The following is a 17,577-nucleotide window of genomic DNA, read 5'->3' on the forward strand; positions in this document are numbered from 1 at the left end:
AACAGCGCGGGTTTTCGCCCGTGCGCTACATCTGGCCGCCTCGATTACTGGGCTCCTGCCTGCGCAGGAGCGACGAGGGAGGGGGCCGGGGGCGAAATGGCGATTATCCTCGGGACCTGACCAACGCTCGTCGCTCCTGCGAAGGCAGGAGCCCAGTAGCCCCGGTCAAGATTGGTGAACTCGGCAACTGTTTTTGGCCAAAGAACAGCGCGGGTTTTCGCCCGTGCGCTACATCTGGCCGCCTCGATTACTGGGCTCCTGCCTGCGCAGGAGCGACGAGGGAGGGGGCCGGGGGCGAAATGGCGATTATCCTCGGGACCTGACCAACGCTCGTCGCTCCTGCGAAGGCAGGAGCCCAGTAGCCCCGGTCAAGATTGGTGAACTCGGCAACTGTTTTTGGCCAAAGAACAGCGCGGGTTTTCGCCCGTGCGCTACATCTGGCCGCCTCGATTACTGGGCTCCTGCCTGCGCAGGAGCGACGAGCGAGGGTATGAGCCAGGCCTTGCCTTCCCCTACCCCTCCTTGCCAGGGTCGTAGGCCAGGAGGCGGAGGGCGTTGAGGGTGACGAGGACGGTGGCGCCCGTGTCGGCCATGATGGCAATCCAAAGCCCGGTGAGGCCGAGGATGCTGGTCACCAAGAACACGGCCTTCAGTCCAAGCGCGATGGCGATGTTCTGGTGAATGTTGCCCATGGCCTTGCGTGCAAGGCGGATGAGGCCGGCGACATCGCTGACCCGGTCGCGCAGCACGGCGGCATCGGCGGTTTCCAGCGCAACATCCGTGCCCGAGCCCATCGCGACACCGACCGACGCTTGCGCCAGCGCGGGTGCGTCATTGATGCCGTCGCCGACCATCATCACTCCGCCGGTTGTGGCCAGATCGCGGATCGCACGCACCTTGTCTTCCGGCATCAGCTCGGCTCGGGCATCCAGCCCGAGGGTGCCGGCAATCGCCTTGGCGGTGCGGGCGTTGTCGCCCGTGAGCATGATGGCGCTAACGCCGAGCGCGGACAGCTGGCGAATGCCGCCACGGGCGTCCTCGCGCGGCTCATCGCGCAGGGCAATGAGGCCAAGAAGCTGACCATCCTGCAGGACGCAGACCACCGTCTTGCCTTCCCCTTCGAGCCGGGTCGCCTCCACCTCTGATGCTGCGGCCAGGACCTTCAGCTCCGCCGCATGGCGCGGGGAGACAACCTGAACAAGGCTGCCCTCGACCGTCGCCTCGACACCCTTGCCGGCCATGGCGCGACCGCCTTCAGCGGCCGGAATGGCGAGGGACAAGGCTTGCGTGCGGGCGACGATGGCCTTGGCCAGCGGATGCGACGAGCCGGCCTCGACAGCAGCGGCGGCCTGCAGCAGCGCGGCATCGTCCGCGCCGGCCACCGGCACCAGATCGACCACCTGCGGCCGGCCTTCCGTGAGCGTGCCGGTCTTGTCGAAGGTGACGGTCTTGACGCGGGCGATCGCTTCAATGACCGCGCCACCCTTCATCAGCAACCCGCGCCTTGCGCCAGCCGACAGGGCCGAGGCGATGGAGGCGGGCACGGAGATGACCAGCGCACAGGGGCAGCCGATGAGCAGCAACGACAGGGCGCGGTAGATCCAGGTATCCCAGTCTGCGCCGAGGCCAAGCGGCGGCACGACGGCGACGAGAGCGGCAAGGCCGACAATGAAAGGCATGTAGTAGCGGCTGAAGCGGTCGATGAAACGCTCGGTCGGCGCACGGGCGCTTTCAGCCTCCTCGACCAGCTTGATGATGCCGGCGATGGTGTTATCGGAAGCCGCCCGGGTGACCTCGACCTTCAGCAAGGCTTCGGTGTTGATCGAGCCGGCGAAGACATCGTCGCCCTCGCCTTTCGTGCGCGGCACGCTTTCACCAGTCACCGGGCTCTCATCTATGCCGGAGACGCCGGAGCGAATGACGCCATCAGCGGGGACCCGGTCGCCGGGGCGGACCAGAACGATCTGGCCGGGTTGAAGGCTGTCCGCCGCCACTTCGCGGGTGCCTGCGGGCGTTTCCAGCAGGGCGGTTTTAGGGACGAGACGCGCCAGCGCCCGGATGCCTTCGCGGGCCCGGTCGGCGGCGACACCCTCCAGCACCTCGCCGACGGCAAACAGGAAGACCACGAGTGCGGCCTCTTCCGCCGCGCCGATCAGCAGCGCGCCCGCTGCGGCGATGGTCATGAGCATCTCGATGGTGAAGGGCATGCCGGCGGACAGGGCTGCAAAAGCTCTCCGGGCAACCGGCAGCACGCCGATGACACAGGCCGCGACAAAGACCCAGGAGGCCAAATCCGGCGCCAGCACGTAATGCGAGGCCCAGGCGACCCCGAGCAGCGCCGCAGTCAGCACCACCAGCTTGCCCTTGGCCGTCTGATACCAGCTGCGCCGCTGACCATCGGGCGCAACCGGTTCGTCATCGCCATGCGAATGGGAGTGCGAATGCGGGGGGATACCGGAGAGTTCAGGGGCATGATCATGCGCATGGTCATGGCCATGCTCGGAGCCGTGATCGTGACCGCAACCGCATGCACCCGGTGCAACCTCAAACGCCGGGCCGGACGGGGCCGCACCTCTTGCCGAAATGCCATAGCCGAGAGCGCTCACGGCCTTCTCGATCCGTTCACGTGCCGTCTGCGTCTCGTCGAGTGTCAGCCGAAGACGTTCGCTCATCAAGGTGACCTCGACCGCGCTGACGCCCGGAAGCCGCTCCACCGCGCCCTTCACCTTGCCGGCGCACGACCCGCAGTCCATTCCCGAAATGGTCCATTCACAGAGGACCGGGCCCGTCTTTGTGTCCATGTCAATCTCCACGCCTTCCGGCGACCAAGCGTCCTGGCACCGGCGTAGCACCTCTAGCGACTAGAGCTTCAAGAGGTATTTTTCACCTGCGCAGTCTCCCGGATGACCGCTGCAAACTGTCAAAAAGCACAATCAGGGTCTGGGCCGGGCCATGTAATCATGAGACAGAAGTGCAACTGCGGACCCGTCACATGGGCCTGCGGCCACGTCAGTTGTGAAGCGCAGGCTCTTCCGGGCCTGCTCGTTACAAGGCAGTCAAACAGCGGGGGCCGGCAGGCCTAAAACGGCAGATGATGCCAAAAGCGGCATGCCTGGAATTTCGCCTTGCCGGCTCTTGCGGGAAAGTTCTACCATCTGGTCAAAAAGTTTGAGAGCCAACAGTTAGGGGACAGAAATGACGCAGAAATTCAGTCTTGATGTCAGCCGCCGCAGCCTGCTTCTGGGTGCTGGTGCAACCTTGGCCGGCAGTGCGCTGCTGCCACGAATCGCCTTTGGCCAGACCCCAATCAAGACCGCAGGTATCTACACCGTGCCGGTGGAACAGCAGTGGGTCAGCCGCATCCACATCGCTGCGGAAGCCGCCAAGGCCGCAGGCCAGATCGACTACACCTTCACCGAAAACACCGCCAATACCGACTATCCGCGCGTCATGCGCGAATACGCCGAAAGCGGCGTGAAGCTGATCGTCGGCGAGATCTTCGGCGTCGAGCAGGAAGCCCGCGAAGTGGCGGCCGAATATCCGGAAGTCGCCTTCCTGATGGGCTCGTCCTTCATGCCGGATGCCGCCGTGCCGAACCTCTCGGTGTTCGACAACTACATCCAGGACGCGTCGTATCTCTCCGGCATCATCGCCGGCGCCATGACCAAGTCCGGCAAGATCGGCATGGTCGGCGGCTTCCCGATCCCGGAAGTAAACCGCCTGATGCATGCCTTCATGGCCGGCGTGAAGGAAACGCGCGCGGACGCGACCTTCCAGGTCAGCTTCATCGGCTCCTGGTTCGATCCCCCGAAGGCCAAGGAAACCGCCTTCGCCATGATCGATGGCGGCGCGGACATGCTCTATGCCGAGCGCTTCGGCGTGTCGGATGCCGCCAAGGAACGCGGCGTCCTGGCCATTGGCAACGTGATCGACACACAGGCGGATTATCCCGAGACGGTGGTGGCCTCGGCCCTGTGGCATTTCGAGCCGACATTGCAGAAGGCCATCGCCAACATCAATGCCGGCAGCTTCAAGGCCGACAATTACGGCGTCTACTCCTTCATGAAGGAAGGCGGCTGCTCGCTGGCTCCCATCGGCACGTTTGAGGGCAAGGTACCGGCAGCGGCGATGGACCTCGTCAAGACACGCGAAGCGGCCATCAAGGATGGCTCCTTCACCGTCGAGATCAACGACAACGAGCCGAAGTCCTCGTGACCCAGCAACATCCGGAGGCGCAGGATATTGTCCTGCGCCTCGACGGCATCACCAAACGCTTCGGCCCGCTCGTCGCCAACAACGCCATCAGCCTGACCCTCAAGCGCGGAGAGATCATCGCGCTGCTGGGCGAGAACGGCGCGGGCAAGACGACGCTGATGAACATCCTCTTCGGCCACTACACGGCCGATGCGGGCGAAGTCGAAGTCTTCGGCAAGCTGCTGCCCCCCGGCCAGCCGCGTGCGGCGCTGGCGGCTGGCGTCGGCATGGTGCACCAGCATTTCACCCTCGCCGACCACTTCACCGTGACCGAGAACATCCTGCTTGGCACCCAGCCGCTGTGGCAGCTGGGCCTTGGGCTCGGCCCAGCCCGGGACAAGATTACCAAACTTTCCGTCGACTTCGGCCTTGCCGTCCATCCCGATGCCAAGGTCTCCGCCCTGTCGGTCGGCGAGCGGCAGCGGGTGGAGATCCTCAAGGCGCTTTACCGCGATGCGCGCATCCTGATCCTCGACGAGCCCACCGCCGTGCTGACGCCGCAGGAAACGGACGCGCTGTTCGAGACCCTGAAGAAGGCCGTGGCGCGCGGGCTCTCCATCGTCTTCATCAGCCACAAGCTGCATGAGGTGATGGCAGTGGCTGACCGCTGCCTGGTGCTGCGGCATGGCAAGCTGGTCGCCGAACGCGACACGCACCAGACCTCGGGCGCCGAACTGGCGGCCTTGATGGTCGGCGGTGCAGTCCCGGAGCTGAGCCCCTCGACGGCGAAGCCCGGCGCCCCGCTTCTGCTGCTGAGCCGGGTCACGACGCCGGATGCGGAAGCCGCGCCCGGCCTGAAGGACGTGACGCTCACCTTGCGCGCGGGCGAGATCACGGGACTGGCCGGCGTCTCCGGCAACGGCCAGGCCGCCCTGTCGGACCTCATCGGCGGGCTGATCCGGCCTGAGAGCGGCACGCTGGAGCTGGCGGGAGCAACCGTGGCCGCGTGGTCGGCGCATGACGCCATCCTCGCCGGCATCGCCCGCATTCCGGAGGACCGGCACAAGACCGGCACCATCGCCGATTTCAGCCTGACCGAGAACGCCATCCTCGAGCGCTACCGCGAGGCGCCGTTCAGCCGCAAGGGCTGGATGAACTGGGGCGCGGCCGAGGGCTTTGCCCGCGACATCATCCGGACCTACGACGTGCGCTGCCCAGGCCCGGACGCGCGCATCCGGCTCCTGTCGGGCGGCAACATGCAGAAGCTGATCCTTGGCCGGGTGCTGGAGCCGGGGCCGAAGGTCATCCTCGCCAACCAGCCGGTGCGCGGCCTCGACATCGGCGCGATCACCTTCATCCATTCCCGCCTGATCGCCGCCCGCGACGCCGGCGCAGCCGTCCTGCTTATCTCGGAGGATCTCGACGAGGTGCTGAAACTCTCCGACGTGGTGCATGTCATTTACGAAGGCCGCCTGTCGCCGGGCTTTGCCCGCGGCAGCATGGGGCCGGCCGATCTCGGCCTGTGGATGGCCGGACAAGGATTTGACCATGCGGCTTGAGCCGATTGCCAACCCGAGCCTTGCCCGCCGCATCGGCCTGCCGGTGCTGGCGCTGGCGATGACCGTGGTCTGCGGGTCCCTGCTGGCGCTGACAGCCGGGGCCGATCCCTTCGACACGCTGCGCCTGATCCTGGTCGGCGCGGCAGGCAGCAAGTTCGCCCTGCTCGAAACCTTGAACCGGGCGACGCCGCTGATCTTCACCGGCCTTGCCGTCGCGGTGGCCTTCCGCGCCAGGCTGTGGAACATCGGCGCGGAAGCCCAGCTTTATGCCGGGGCCATTGTCACGGTGCTGATCGGCACCGGGGCCACCGGCCTGCCACCCCTGCCCCTGCTGCTGGTGACTGGCATTGCCGCCATGTTTGCCGGCGCCGCTGTCCTGATCCCGCCGGTGCTCCTGAAGACACGGCTCGGCGTCGACGAGGTGGTGACGACGCTGCTGATCAACTTCATCATGCTGCTGTTCGTCTCCTATCTGCTGGAAGGGCCGATGAAGGACCCGGCCGGCATGGGCTGGCCCAAGTCGCCGGCGCTGGCGAAGGAGGCAAGGCTGCCTCGCATCGTCGACGGGCTGCGATTGCACTGGGGCTTTGCCCTGGCAATCCTGTCGGCCATCGCCGTCTGGGTGATCCAGACCCGCACGACGCTCGGCTACGAGATCCGCGCTGTTGGCCTCAACGCGAAAGCCGCGAAATTCGCCGGCATTCCGGTCAATGGCGTGCTCGTCAAGACCGCCCTCCTCTCGGGCGGGCTGGCGGCGCTGGCTGGCTACAGCGAAGTGGCGGGGCTGAAGGGTCACCTCAGCCTCGATCTGTCGCCGGGCTTCGGCTACACCGGCATCATCGTCGCCATGCTGGCGCTGCTGAACCCGCTCGGCGTCATCCCCTCGGCCATCTTCGTTGCCGGCATCTTCGTCGGGGCCAACAGCATGAGCCGGGCGGCGAGCGTGCCGACCTACATCGCCGACATGCTGCTCGCCATCGCCCTCCTGTTCATGGTGCTGGCGATCCTCCTCACACGCTACCGGGTGAAACGCGGATGAGCGAGATCTTCGACATCCTCCTCACGGCCTCGTTCTGGGCCGCCACGATCCGCATCGCCTCGCCGCTGATCTTTGCGACGCTCGGCGAGCTGATCTGCGAGCGCGCCGGCGTCCTGAACCTCGGCATCGAAGGCATCATGGTCATCGGCGCCTTCACCGGCTGGGTTGCGGTCTACATGGGCGCGCCTTTGTGGTGGGGCGTGATGGCGGCGATGCTGGCGGGCATGGCCTTCGGCCTGCTGCACGCCACCCTGACCGTCCCCTTCGGCCTGTCACAGCACGTGGTCGGCCTCGGGGTGACCCTGCTGGCCACCTCGACGAGCTATTTCACCTATCGCCTGATGTTGCCGCAGGTCACCAGCCCGCCGAAGATCGAGCCGTTCCAGCCGCTGCCGATCCCGGGCCTGTCCGACATTCCGCTGCTTGGCGAGGCGCTGTTCAACCAGACGGCACTGACCTATGCCGCCTTCGTCCTGGCGCTGGTCGTGGCGCTGGTGCTCTACCGCACACCGCTTGGCCTCGCCCTGCGCGCGGTCGGCGAAAACCCGGCCGCCGCCGCCGCCCAAGGCCTGTCGGTGACGGGCCTGCGCATGGGCGCGGTCATTGTCGGCTCCGGCCTGATGGCGGTGGGAGGGTCGTTCCTGACGCTCTCCGCCTTCTCGTCCTTCTTCTTCGAGATGATCAACGGGCGCGGCTGGATCTGCATCGCACTCGTTGTCTTTGGCGCCTGGCGTCCGGGCAAGGCGGTGCTGGGCGCGATCCTGTTTGCCGCCTTCGACGCGCTGCAGGTGCGCCTGCAGCAGACCGGCATCGGCGCCATCGTGCCCTACCAGGTGTTTCTGATGCTGCCTTTCATCCTTTCCATCCTCGCACTCATCATCATGTCGCGCCGCGCCGAAGTGCCGGCCGCCCTGATGCAGCCCTTCAACAAGGGGGAACGCTGACATGTTCGATCTCGTCATCGCCGGCGGCACGCTGCCCGACGGCACCGTCGCCGACATTGGCATTCGCGGCGACCGCATTGCCGAGGTCGGCCAGATCGATGCATCCGTCAAGGCAAGTGCCGGCCGGGTCATCGACGCCAGCGGCGACCTGGTGTCGCCGCCCTTCGTCGATCCGCATTTCCACATGGATGCGACGCTGTCTTACGGCCTGCCGCGCATCAATGCGTCAGGCACCCTGCTGGAGGGCATCTCGCTCTGGGGCGAGCTGCGCGAGATCGCCAGCGTCGAGGATATGGTCGCGCGGGCGCTGACCTATTGCGACTGGGCCGTGTCGATGGGCCTGCTCGCCATCCGCACCCATGTCGACACCACACCGGACCACCTGCGCGGCGTCGAGGCAATGCTGGAGGTGAAGCGCAAGGTCGCCCCCTATCTCGACCTTCAGCTGGTCGCCTTCCCACAGGACGGGCTCTACCGCACGAGAACGGGGCGCGAAAACGTCCTTCGCGCGTTGGACATGGGCGTCGATGTGGTTGGCGGCATTCCCCATTTCGAGCGCACGATGGAGGACGGTGCGGCCTCGGTGAAGGACCTTGCCCGCATCGCCGCAGAGCGCGGGCTGATGCTGGACTTGCACTGCGACGAGACCGACGACCCGATGAGCCGGCACGTCGAGACGCTGGCCGCCGAGGTGACCCGGCACGGGCTTAGCGGACGTGCGGCCGGCAGCCACCTCACCTCCATGCATTCCATGGACAATTACTATGTGTCCAAACTGCTGCCGCTGATCGCCGAAAGCGGTATGACAGTGATCTCCAATCCCCTGATCAACATCACCCTGCAGGGCCGACACGACACGTTCCCGAAGCGGCGCGGCCTGACGCGGGTGAAGGAGATGCAGGCGCTTGGCATCACCGTCGGCTGGGGCCAGGACTGCACGCTGGATCCGTGGTACTCGCTCGGCACCGCGGACATGCTGGATGTCGCCTTCATGGGCCTGCATGTGGCGCAGATGACGCACCCTGAGGAGATGGCGCGCTGCTTCCGCATGGTGACGGAAGACAACGCGAAGATCATGAACCTCGATGGCTATGGCCTGAAGCCGGGCTGCATGGCCTCGCTGGTGGTGCTGGATGCCGGCACGCCGACCGAAGCCCTGCGCCTCAGGCCCGACCGGCTCGCGGTCATCTCGAAGGGCAAGGTCGTCGCCGAGCGAACGCGCAACGACGCCCGTCTTGGTCTTGCTGGCCGGCCTGCAACTGTCCGCCGGAGGCATGCGGCGATCTGATCGCCCCGGGATTTGTCCGGCTCAAAGGAACCAAGGCGCAAGACGCTGCGTTGTGGCAGGCGATCCAAGCCTGTCCTCCTTTTGCCGGACCCTGAATGACCACGGACCAGATCCTTCTTCTCGCCATCCTGACCGCGACCCTGGCCCTGTTCCTCTGGGGACGCTGGCGGCATGACGTCGTGGCGCTGGCAGCGCTTGTCGCCTGTATCCTTGCCGGCCTCATCCCATCCAGGGAAGCGTTTGCCGGCTTTGGCCATCCAGCTGTCATCACGGTCGCCGCCGTGCTGATCCTCAGCCGCGGGCTGCAGACGACCGGCGCGGTTGACCTCCTGACACGGACGATCCTGCCGGCTGGCGCGGGACGGACACTGACCATGGCTGCGCTGCTCGGCCTAGGCGCAGCGCTCTCGGCCTTCATGAACAACGTCGGCGCGATGGCATTGCTGATGCCGGTTGCAATCCAGCAGGCCAGCCGCATCGGCGTCACGCCTGGCCAAATGCTGATGCCGCTCGCCTTTGCCACCATTCTGGGCGGCATGACGACATTGGTCGGCACGCCGCCGAACCTCATTGTCTCCGGCTTCCGGGAGAGCGCGGGCAATGGCGGCTTCGCCATGTTCGATTTCGCTCCGGCCGGCCTTGCCGTGGCGCTTGCCGGCATTTCCTTCGTTGTCCTGGGTGGCTGGCGACTGGTGCCGGTCAAGCGCCCCTCCGGCGCGGACGCCTTCGAAACCGCCGCCTATTTCACGGAAGTCGAGGTGCCGGAAGGCTCGAAACTCAGCGGCAAGTCGCTGCGCCATATCGAGGACAGCCTCTCGCAGATCGAGGCGCAGATCGTCGGTCTGGTGCGCAACAATGTGCGCATCAGCGCGCCGCATCGCGGCCTGACCGTCCGCGATGGCGACATTCTGGTGCTGGAGGCCGATGTGGAAGGCCTTGCCGAGACCCTGAGCGCGCTCGACCTGAAGCTTGAGGCAGAGAAGCGGCCTCGTACAAACCAGGATGATGCGGTACCGGCCCCTGAAACGGACAGCAATGCGGAAGACGACGGGAAAGAACCGGCACCGAAATCCGCCCCCCGGCCGGATGATATCGTAGTCAAGGAACTGGCGGTGCTGCCCGGGTCTACCCTCGTCGGCCGCTCGGCGCGCGACCTGCAGCTGCGCAGCCGTTACGGCTTGAACCTTCTTGCCGTGTCGCGCGAGGACCGCAAGCCGCAGGTGCGGCTGCGCACCTTGTCGCTGCGCTCTGGCGATGTACTGCTGCTGCAGGGGCCGGTCGAGACGCTTGCCGATTTTGCCTCGGAAACCGGCTGCGTGCCGCTGGCCGAACGCGAGTTGCGCCTGCCGCAGAAGCGCAAGGCAATCCTGGCCGGTGCGATCATGGTTGCGGCGGTCGCCCTTGCCACCTTCGGCATCCTGCCGGCAGAGGCGGCCTTCACACTGGGCGTTCTGGTCTCGATGGTGACCGGCACCGTGCCGCCGCGCACCGTCTACACTGCAGTCGACTGGCCAGTGATCGTGCTCCTCGGCGCGCTGATGCCCGTGGCCGGAGCGATGGAGACAACCGGCACGGCCTCGCTCATCGCCGAGACGCTTGTGGAGACCGTTGCCCAGGGCAACGCGATTGCGGCATTGGCCCTCGTGCTGGTCGTCACCATGACGCTTTCAGACGTCATGAACAATGCCGCGACCGCCGCCGTGATGGCCCCGATTGCCGTTGGCATTGCTGCCGCGCTTGGCGGCAATCCGGACAGTTTCCTGATGGCCGTCGCCATCGGCGCGTCCTGCGCCTTCCTGACGCCCATCGGGCACCAGAACAACACGCTGATCCTCGGCCCAGGAGGCTTCTCCTTCGGGGATTACTGGCGGCTGGGGCTGCCGATGGAGCTCATCATCACCGCTGTCGCCTTGCCAGTCCTGATCCTCGTCTGGGGATTATGACCTGGGCCTTCTGATCCGGCGGGCGACGAAAAGTCCGCCCGCCAGCACGAGCGCATAAGCGCCAAAGGAGAGGATCGCAGCGGTCGTCAGCCAGAGGAGCCCGGCCGGCAGCGGCGGGAAAATGAACAGGACGAGTTCCAGCGATGCCAGAAGCGCGTCGATGTTCCAGAGCGCCAGCGTCATGGAACCGGCCGCCAGTGGCACGAAAACCAAATCGGCCAGCGCGAAGGCGCTGACATAACCCCGCTTCCGACACAAGACATAGAGCGTGACGGCGTAGATCCAAACTCCGGCGGACGTGCCCATGGCGAGGCCCGCTGCGCCGTGCTCCGTGCTGAGCAGCGCCTTGAGCGCCACATTGACAACCGTGGCTCCTGCCAGGGCCTTCAAGGGGGTCGTCATGTCGCCGCGCCCGTTGAAGGCCGCAACCAGCGTGCGGATGGCAAGGGCCGCCGGCAAGGCAACCGCATAGGCCGCGAGCACGGCGGCAGAGCCAGCCGTCGCTGCCGCATCGAAGGCCCCGCGCTGGAACAGGACGCGGATCGCGTCCTCGCCCAGAAAGGCCATGGCAAGGCCGATGGGCAGGCCGACCATCAGGCAGATGCGCAGTGCCCGGTCCATCACGCGGCGCGCCTTGTCCTCGGCACCGACCCCGGCATCGCGGCCGATTTCTGGCAGCACCGCCGTGCCCAGCGCGATGCCGATGACGCCGAGCGGCAGCTGATACAGCCGGTCGGCATAGGCGAGATGCGACAGAGCGCCTGTGGGCAGGAAACTGGCAAGAATGGTATCGGCAAAGACGGCGACCTGCACCACGCCGGCCGTGAGCAAAGCGGGTCCGAGGCGTTTGAAGAACAGCGCCACCTCGCCGTCGCGCCGTGGCAGCGGCAGGGAAAAGCCGAGCCCGGCCCGGGCAACGGCGATGGTCAGCAGGATCACCTGCAGGACCCCGCCGGTGAGCGTGCCCCAGGCAGCCGCATGGGCCGCATCGGGGAACCACTGCACCGACAGGAAGGCTGCGATCATCGCCACATTCAGCAGCACCGGTGCGGCCGCTGCGACCGCAAACTTTCGCTCGGCATTCAGCACACCTGACATCAGCGTGACGGCGGACATGCACAGGAGATAGGGGAAGGTGATCCGGGTCAGTTCGATGGCAAGATCGCGAACCCCGTTGCTGCTGCTGCCGAGCCCCGGCGCCAGCAGGAACACCAGCCAGCCGGTGGCGACCAGCGCCAGCGCCAGAAGGACAAGGTTCACCAGCATCAGCCAGGACAGCATCTGCGAGCGGAAGGCGCGCGCGCGCGCCTCCCCGTCTCGCGCCAGCGTCGCGGCATAGGTGGGCACAAAGGCCGCATTAAAGGCACCTTCCGCCACGATGGCGCGGAAATGGTTGGGCAGGCGGAAAGCAATCAGGAACGCATCGGCAAGCGGCCCCGCACCGAGCACGCTGGCCATCACCAGATCGCGCAAGAAGCCGAACAGCCGGCTGACCAGCGTCCAGCCCCCGATGACACTCAGCCGCCGCAACATGACCCGGTCCCCAATCGACGCATTCGCAATGGCCGTGAGGCTTAGGCCCGGGCACGGGAAATGGCCAGCGGTTTCTTGACGACGGCTGGCCAGATCAGGGCAAGAACGCCAAGCTCAGACCAGCCGCGCCTCGTAGATCTCGGTGGCGGCCAGGGCAAGAAGGCGGGTGGCCATCTCCTGCTTCAACTCGGTCAGACGCGCCTCCTGGTCCGGAGTCCGGTCGGGAGTGGCGCCCAGCCGGACGAACTCCTCGCGCACATGCCCCGGGCGGATCGTCACCTCGGCGGTGCGACCACGATAGGTAAAGCGCCAGAGATAGGGCCCCGGCGGCTCGCTGAGCACATCACGTCCTCCAAGCGAACGGTCAACAGTCATGCGGCCATCTGTCAGCGCCCGGGTGACCATCTCCACCGCATCGCGTCCGCCCAGGCCGGAGAAGGCCGTCAAAACGGTGATTTCGCGCCTCTGCAAGGGAGCCTCATCTAGCAGCGGGAATGCCGCCTGCATCGCCTTGAAGGCATGGGCAACGCCACCGGGGAAACCGATGCCATGGTAGCGCAGCAAATCGGCAAACCGAAACGCCAGGGTCTCGTGGCCCTCGGCGACGGTCAGAACATCTTTATCCATTGATCCAGGCTTTCAGGTTGGGCAGGAACTTGTCGAGGAACCGGGTCGTCGCCGGCATGAAATGCGATCCGTGGTGATAGATCGGATCAAGCGAGGTCACGACGAGACGACCCGGCGTGGAGACATCATCGACATAGGCGATGACCCGGCCCTCGCGGTCTTCCGCGAGCACATCGACCCCCGTAGGCACGTCGAAGTGGCCGTGCAGGTGCCAGGTGACATCGTCCTTACCAATGCCGTGCATCAGCGGATGGGATGGTGCGGTGACCCGGTTGCCGAGATCGGCCTCCGGCTCCAGCCACCACCACCAGTTTGTCGGCCGCTCGTGGAACACGATGGCGGGTGCCCAGAGATCGCTGCGGCTTTCGCCCATGGCAATGACAGTCCCACCGGCGTCCAGATGCACGGCGACAGATGATTTCTGCCCGATCATCCGCTGCGGCGGCGTGCGGCAGGGCACGAACAGGCAATCCGACGGCAAGAGACCATCAGCAAGCTGCTCCGGCGGCACGACAAGGTCAAAGAACCGGGCGTAACGCTCCGCCTCCAGGCTCTCGATGTGATAATAGGTTCCGGCGGAGATGGCGATCAGGCGCACAGGCACGGCCCTCCTGCGGCCCAGTCGAGAATGCGGGTCTGCAGCAGCGGGGCTAGATCCCACTCAAGCCCCATCTGGCCGAGATCGTTTCCCGCATGGGAAAAGACCCGACCGCCGCGTGGCCGTGGCCAGACCCAGTCGACCGGAATTCTGCCGCCAGAAAGTCCCGTAACAGCGACAGCACCTGCCGGCAGGGGATTGGCACCGCGGCCATAGAACCCGGCAACGCCCTTGTTGGTCTCAAGCTTTTCCAGCGCAAGACCGTCAAAGATCGGGTGCTCCGCCAGCCGGTGCAGGGTGAAATCCGCCCGCTTTGGCGCGGTCATCGGCTGATAGATGCCGAGCCCGTCCAGCAGCGGACGGACAATGTGCCCGTTGAAGAACCACCTCCCGCCCCGATCCAGAAAGGCTTCCAGATCGGGCTTGAGGACGAGGAGTGCATCCTGGTCCAGGAGATTGCCGGTCACGAAACCTGTTGCCGCAGCAAGGTCTTGGCCACAGAGCGACGCCTGAGACACGATACGGGCGGCGGGATGCGCGCGGACCGTGGCGGAAGGCTCGGCGAAGCCGGAGTTGAGCACCAGAACAGTCATGCCGCAGCACTCCCGGCAAAGGCCGGCACGATGGCCTTGCGGCCGGTTGGCAGCGTCACCCAGTGCATCTCCACACCGTAGAGCCGCTGCATCAGGTCGGGCGTGATCATCTCGGCAAGCGGCCCATGCCGCTCCTCGCCGCCCGGCAGCATCAGGAGGACGTCATCGGCAGCCGCCAGCGCATGATTGGGATCATGCGTTGTGAAGAGAATTGCCCGGTCGCGACGATCACGAAGACGCGCCAACAGGTCCAGCGTGCGGGACTGGTTGCCAAGGTCCAGTGCCGAAGTCGGCTCGTCCAGCACAAGCGCCGGCGAGCCGGTGGCAAGAGCCCGGGCGATCAGCACGAGCTGACGCTGGCCGCCGGACAGGCGGTCATAGCGCAAGCCGGCCAGTTCACCGGCACCGACCTCGCGCAGGGCGCTTTCAGCCGCGGCAATGTCATCCCGTCCGGGTTGGCCGAACAGGCCGATACGGGCAGCACGGCCCATCACCACGACATCAAGACCTGTCAGCCGCGACTGGCTGGCCCCGTGCTGCGGTACATAGCCCGTGACATCGGGAGCGGTACGGCGTCCTTCGGCGAGCACCTGAAGCCCCAGCAGCGCGCGGATCAATGTGGTCTTGCCCCGCCCATTGGGTCCGAGCACGGCCAAGGTGCGGCCGGTGTCCACGGTAAAGGACATGCGCTGGAAGAGCGTGCGCCCCGAAAATACGACGGCGGCGTTGTCCAATCCGATCATGGCCGGTTCACCTGTCTGAAATGGCGGCGAAGGAGCAAGGCGAAGACCGGCGCACCAATCAGCGCAGTCAGCACGCCCAAGGGTATTTCCGCACTGGTGAGCGAGCGCGCGAGCGTATCGACGAAGACGAGATAGGCCGCCCCCAGAAGCGCCGAAGCGGGAATGAGCACGCGGTGATCCTCGCCAACGATGATGCGTGCGGCATGCGGGACGACCAGACCGATCCAGCCGACAATGCCGGCGACGGCGACGGATGTTCCTGTCATCAGCGCGATGGCGATGAACACAAGCCAGCGCTCCTTGTCCGGGCGAACCCCGAGGCTGCGCGCTTCCTGCTCCTCAAGCGCCAGAAGGTTGATGCGATAGCGCAACAGCCAGACGACGAAGAGACCGAGCGTCAAGCCGGGCACGGCAAGGCTGAGCCGGGCCCAGGTGGCGGTGGAGAAGGATCCCATCAGCCAGTAGACGATGGCCGGCAGGGAGGTGTTCGGATCGGCCACGAACTGGACGATGGAGACCAATGCCGCAAACAGGGCGCCGATGACCATGCCGGACAGAATGACGGTAATGACCTCGGTGCGGCCATCGATGCGCGCCAGCAAGCCGACCATGACCAGCGCCGCAAGCCCTCCCGCAAAGGCCATGCCAAGGAGCATCACGCCGGAAATTCCGATCAGGATGGCGAGCGCTCCGCCAAAGGCGGCGCCCTGGCTGATGCCGAGCACCTGCGGGCTGACGAGGGGATTGCGGAAGACGCCTTGCAGAGCTGCGCCGCCGACGGCCAAGGCTGCCCCGCTCAAAGCTGCCAGCAGCACGCGGGGCAGACGCACCAGAGCCACGATCCGGTCGGCCATCTCTGTGCCAACGCCATCGACCGCAGCGCGGGACAGGATCGCCAGGATCTCCATAGGTGCAACGGAAAAGCGCCCGGCAGAAATGGCGTGGATCATGGCAGCAAGCAGCAGCAGCACCAGCGCCGAAAAAATCCCTGCCCGCCGCATGGAAGCGGCAGGCAGCGCCTTGTGGTCAAGAGCGACAGTCATCCCTTGCGCGCAAAGGCGGAATAGTTGGTCTGTCCACCCTGCATGTCCATCCACAGGATGCCGTCAATTTCGTCGTCCGTAAGGTCATGGCCGTAAAGCAGCTTGTAGGCGGTCTTCATCTCGGCGCGCAGGTCATAGGAGAAGACATCCGGGTGCAGCAGGTTGGCGAGCCACATCCAGGTCAGCGGGCTCTCCTGGCTCGGTGGATCCCAGCGGTAGCCGCCAAGCGGCAGCTTGTAGACGCTGCCCGACTGGGCCGCCTTGGTCAGCGACAGGATCGGGTCATTGGCAATCCGCTCCAACCCGAGCTTGGCCTCGAAGCTGTTGAGCAGGATCACGTCCGGGTTCCACTCGGCAATCTGCTCCGGGCTGATGGTAACGCCATTGCCCTCGACAGTCGCCGATGCGTTCTGGCCACCGGCCAGCTCGATGTACCAGGCATTGTAGTTGCCCTTGGTGCCCGACGCGGTCAGGCCTTCCTGTGCTCGCAGCAGGTAGAGCACCTTCGGCTTCTTGTCGGCCGGAATTGCCTTGGACTTTGCGGCAAGATCGGCCTCAACCCTGGAGCGCCACTCGATCAACTCAGCGATCCGCTCCGGTTTGCCCATCGCCGTTGCGGCCATCGACATGTATTCCCGTGTCTTGGCCTCGGTGCCATAGGAGATCAGCATCGCGGTGAGGCCGGCATTGGTGATCGGATCGACATAGTCCTTGCCACGCCCTGCCCACTGGATGACGAGGTCAGGCCGCGTGGCGGCGAGTTCCTCAACGTTCGGAATGAAGTTCGGCGCGGTGATGTCGGACGGAATGTCCTTGGCCTCGGGGAAGATCGTGCCGAGGATCCCTTCAACGATGGCCGACTTGGCGGTCGGGTTCATGCCGACCAGCTTCGAGGTCGCGCCGTCAATGGCGATCAAGGTCGAGGCCATCGGGATCGGAATGGAGGCGATGCGGCCAGCTGGCGCCGCAAGCTCCACCGTGCGGCCTTCATGATCGGTGATGACAATCGGTTCAGCCTGGGCCGCCGTGGCCAGAAGGCCAAGCAGCAGAACGCCTGCAATGCGCATGATCTTGCTCTCTCATGTAACTGCGGGCCTGGCTGTTGGCTAACGCCCCTTTCGAGGTCTTGTCTAAAATTTATGAGTTTTAAAATCAAGTATTAATAGGCCTTGCGTCCCATTCTTTAGGGGGACCCGCCGCGTGCAACCTTGACAGGCGGCACAAGCGACCTGCATGTTGCGCTGCGAACGTGGTTCCGTCGGTGGACGGATGAAAAGGGAACACGGTGAGGCGTACCCAACAGGGACCGAAACCGTGGCTGCCCCCGCAACTGTGAACGGAGAGTGCGTGTCCACTCATGCCACTGGGAGGCCCAAGGCCCGATCCCGGGAAGGCGGACACACACGGCGACCCGTGAGCCAGGAGACCTGCCGCGCTCAGTCACCCGGCCTTCGATACGGGGTGTGTCGAGGC

Annotated in this window: 14 protein-coding genes and 1 riboswitch; of the genes, 6 read left to right on the forward strand and 8 right to left on the reverse strand. The window is 65.6% G+C overall.

Annotated elements, in window-relative coordinates:
• Positions 1-512: 512 nt before the first annotated feature.
• Entirely contained in the window at positions 513-2,801 is a 2,289-nt protein-coding gene (locus tag ACTIFE_RS15240; RefSeq protein ID WP_439530016.1) for a heavy metal translocating P-type ATPase, read from the reverse strand.
• Positions 2,802-3,195: 394 nt separating this feature from the next.
• Between ACTIFE_RS15240 and ACTIFE_RS15245 the strand changes: the two genes are divergently transcribed.
• The 6 genes from ACTIFE_RS15245 to ACTIFE_RS15270 all read left to right on the forward strand — a co-directional run bounded on the left by ACTIFE_RS15245 (position 3,196) and on the right by ACTIFE_RS15270 (position 10,967).
• Positions 3,196-4,215 carry a BMP family protein gene (locus ACTIFE_RS15245; protein WP_439530017.1) on the forward strand — a complete coding sequence of 340 codons (1,020 nt, stop codon included), beginning with the start codon at positions 3,196-3,198 and terminating at the stop codon, positions 4,213-4,215.
• Positions 4,212-5,753, forward strand: coding sequence for an ABC transporter ATP-binding protein (locus tag ACTIFE_RS15250; protein WP_439530018.1), 1,542 nt, complete (start codon positions 4,212-4,214; stop codon positions 5,751-5,753). The genes ACTIFE_RS15245 and ACTIFE_RS15250 overlap by 4 nt, the downstream gene beginning before the upstream one ends.
• Positions 5,743-6,792 carry an ABC transporter permease gene (locus ACTIFE_RS15255; RefSeq protein ID WP_439530019.1) on the forward strand — a complete coding sequence of 350 codons (1,050 nt, stop codon included), beginning with the start codon at positions 5,743-5,745 and terminating at the stop codon, positions 6,790-6,792. The genes ACTIFE_RS15250 and ACTIFE_RS15255 overlap by 11 nt, the downstream gene beginning before the upstream one ends.
• Complete coding sequence (locus ACTIFE_RS15260; protein ID WP_439530020.1) at positions 6,789-7,736, forward strand: ABC transporter permease; 948 nt, start codon at positions 6,789-6,791, stop codon at positions 7,734-7,736. The genes ACTIFE_RS15255 and ACTIFE_RS15260 overlap by 4 nt, the downstream gene beginning before the upstream one ends.
• Position 7,737: 1 nt before the next feature.
• Positions 7,738-9,024, forward strand: coding sequence for an amidohydrolase family protein (locus ACTIFE_RS15265; protein WP_439530021.1), 1,287 nt, complete (start codon positions 7,738-7,740; stop codon positions 9,022-9,024).
• A 95-nt stretch (positions 9,025-9,119) separates the two neighbouring features.
• Positions 9,120-10,967: an SLC13 family permease gene (locus ACTIFE_RS15270; RefSeq protein ID WP_439530022.1), complete on the forward strand. Its 1,848-nt coding sequence runs from the start codon at positions 9,120-9,122 to the stop codon at positions 10,965-10,967.
• Here the strand turns inward: ACTIFE_RS15270 and murJ are convergent.
• From murJ to ACTIFE_RS15305, 7 genes are all read right to left on the reverse strand, one after another.
• Positions 10,962-12,500, reverse strand: coding sequence for a murein biosynthesis integral membrane protein MurJ (gene murJ, locus ACTIFE_RS15275; protein WP_439530023.1), 1,539 nt, complete (start codon positions 12,498-12,500; stop codon positions 10,962-10,964). The two genes, ACTIFE_RS15270 and murJ, sit on opposite strands and share 6 nt — an antisense overlap.
• Positions 12,501-12,614: 114 nt before the next feature.
• A complete protein-coding gene (locus tag ACTIFE_RS15280) occupies positions 12,615-13,127 on the reverse strand; it encodes a hypothetical protein (protein WP_439530024.1) in 513 nt (170 codons plus the stop codon).
• Complete coding sequence (locus ACTIFE_RS15285; RefSeq protein WP_439530025.1) at positions 13,120-13,725, reverse strand: hypothetical protein; 606 nt, start codon at positions 13,723-13,725, stop codon at positions 13,120-13,122. Before ACTIFE_RS15285 ends, ACTIFE_RS15280 begins: the two co-directional genes overlap by 8 nt.
• Positions 13,716-14,318: a hypothetical protein gene (locus ACTIFE_RS15290; RefSeq protein ID WP_439530026.1), complete on the reverse strand. Its 603-nt coding sequence runs from the start codon at positions 14,316-14,318 to the stop codon at positions 13,716-13,718. The genes ACTIFE_RS15285 and ACTIFE_RS15290 overlap by 10 nt, the downstream gene beginning before the upstream one ends.
• On the reverse strand, positions 14,315-15,061 hold the full coding sequence (locus ACTIFE_RS15295) for an ABC transporter ATP-binding protein (protein ID WP_439530027.1): 747 nt from the start codon (positions 15,059-15,061) through the stop codon (positions 14,315-14,317). Before ACTIFE_RS15295 ends, ACTIFE_RS15290 begins: the two co-directional genes overlap by 4 nt.
• Positions 15,058-16,104, reverse strand: coding sequence for a FecCD family ABC transporter permease (locus tag ACTIFE_RS15300; protein WP_439530028.1), 1,047 nt, complete (start codon positions 16,102-16,104; stop codon positions 15,058-15,060). Before ACTIFE_RS15300 ends, ACTIFE_RS15295 begins: the two co-directional genes overlap by 4 nt.
• On the reverse strand, positions 16,101-17,171 hold the full coding sequence (locus ACTIFE_RS15305; protein ID WP_439530029.1) for an ABC transporter substrate-binding protein: 1,071 nt from the start codon (positions 17,169-17,171) through the stop codon (positions 16,101-16,103). The genes ACTIFE_RS15300 and ACTIFE_RS15305 overlap by 4 nt, the downstream gene beginning before the upstream one ends.
• A 166-nt stretch (positions 17,172-17,337) precedes the next feature.
• Positions 17,338-17,553, forward strand: a riboswitch (cobalamin riboswitch).
• The last annotated feature ends 24 nt before the right edge of the window (positions 17,554-17,577 follow it).

Source organism: Pannonibacter sp., assembly GCF_051860505.1.
Taxonomy (GTDB): Bacteria; Pseudomonadota; Alphaproteobacteria; order Rhizobiales; family Stappiaceae; genus Pannonibacter.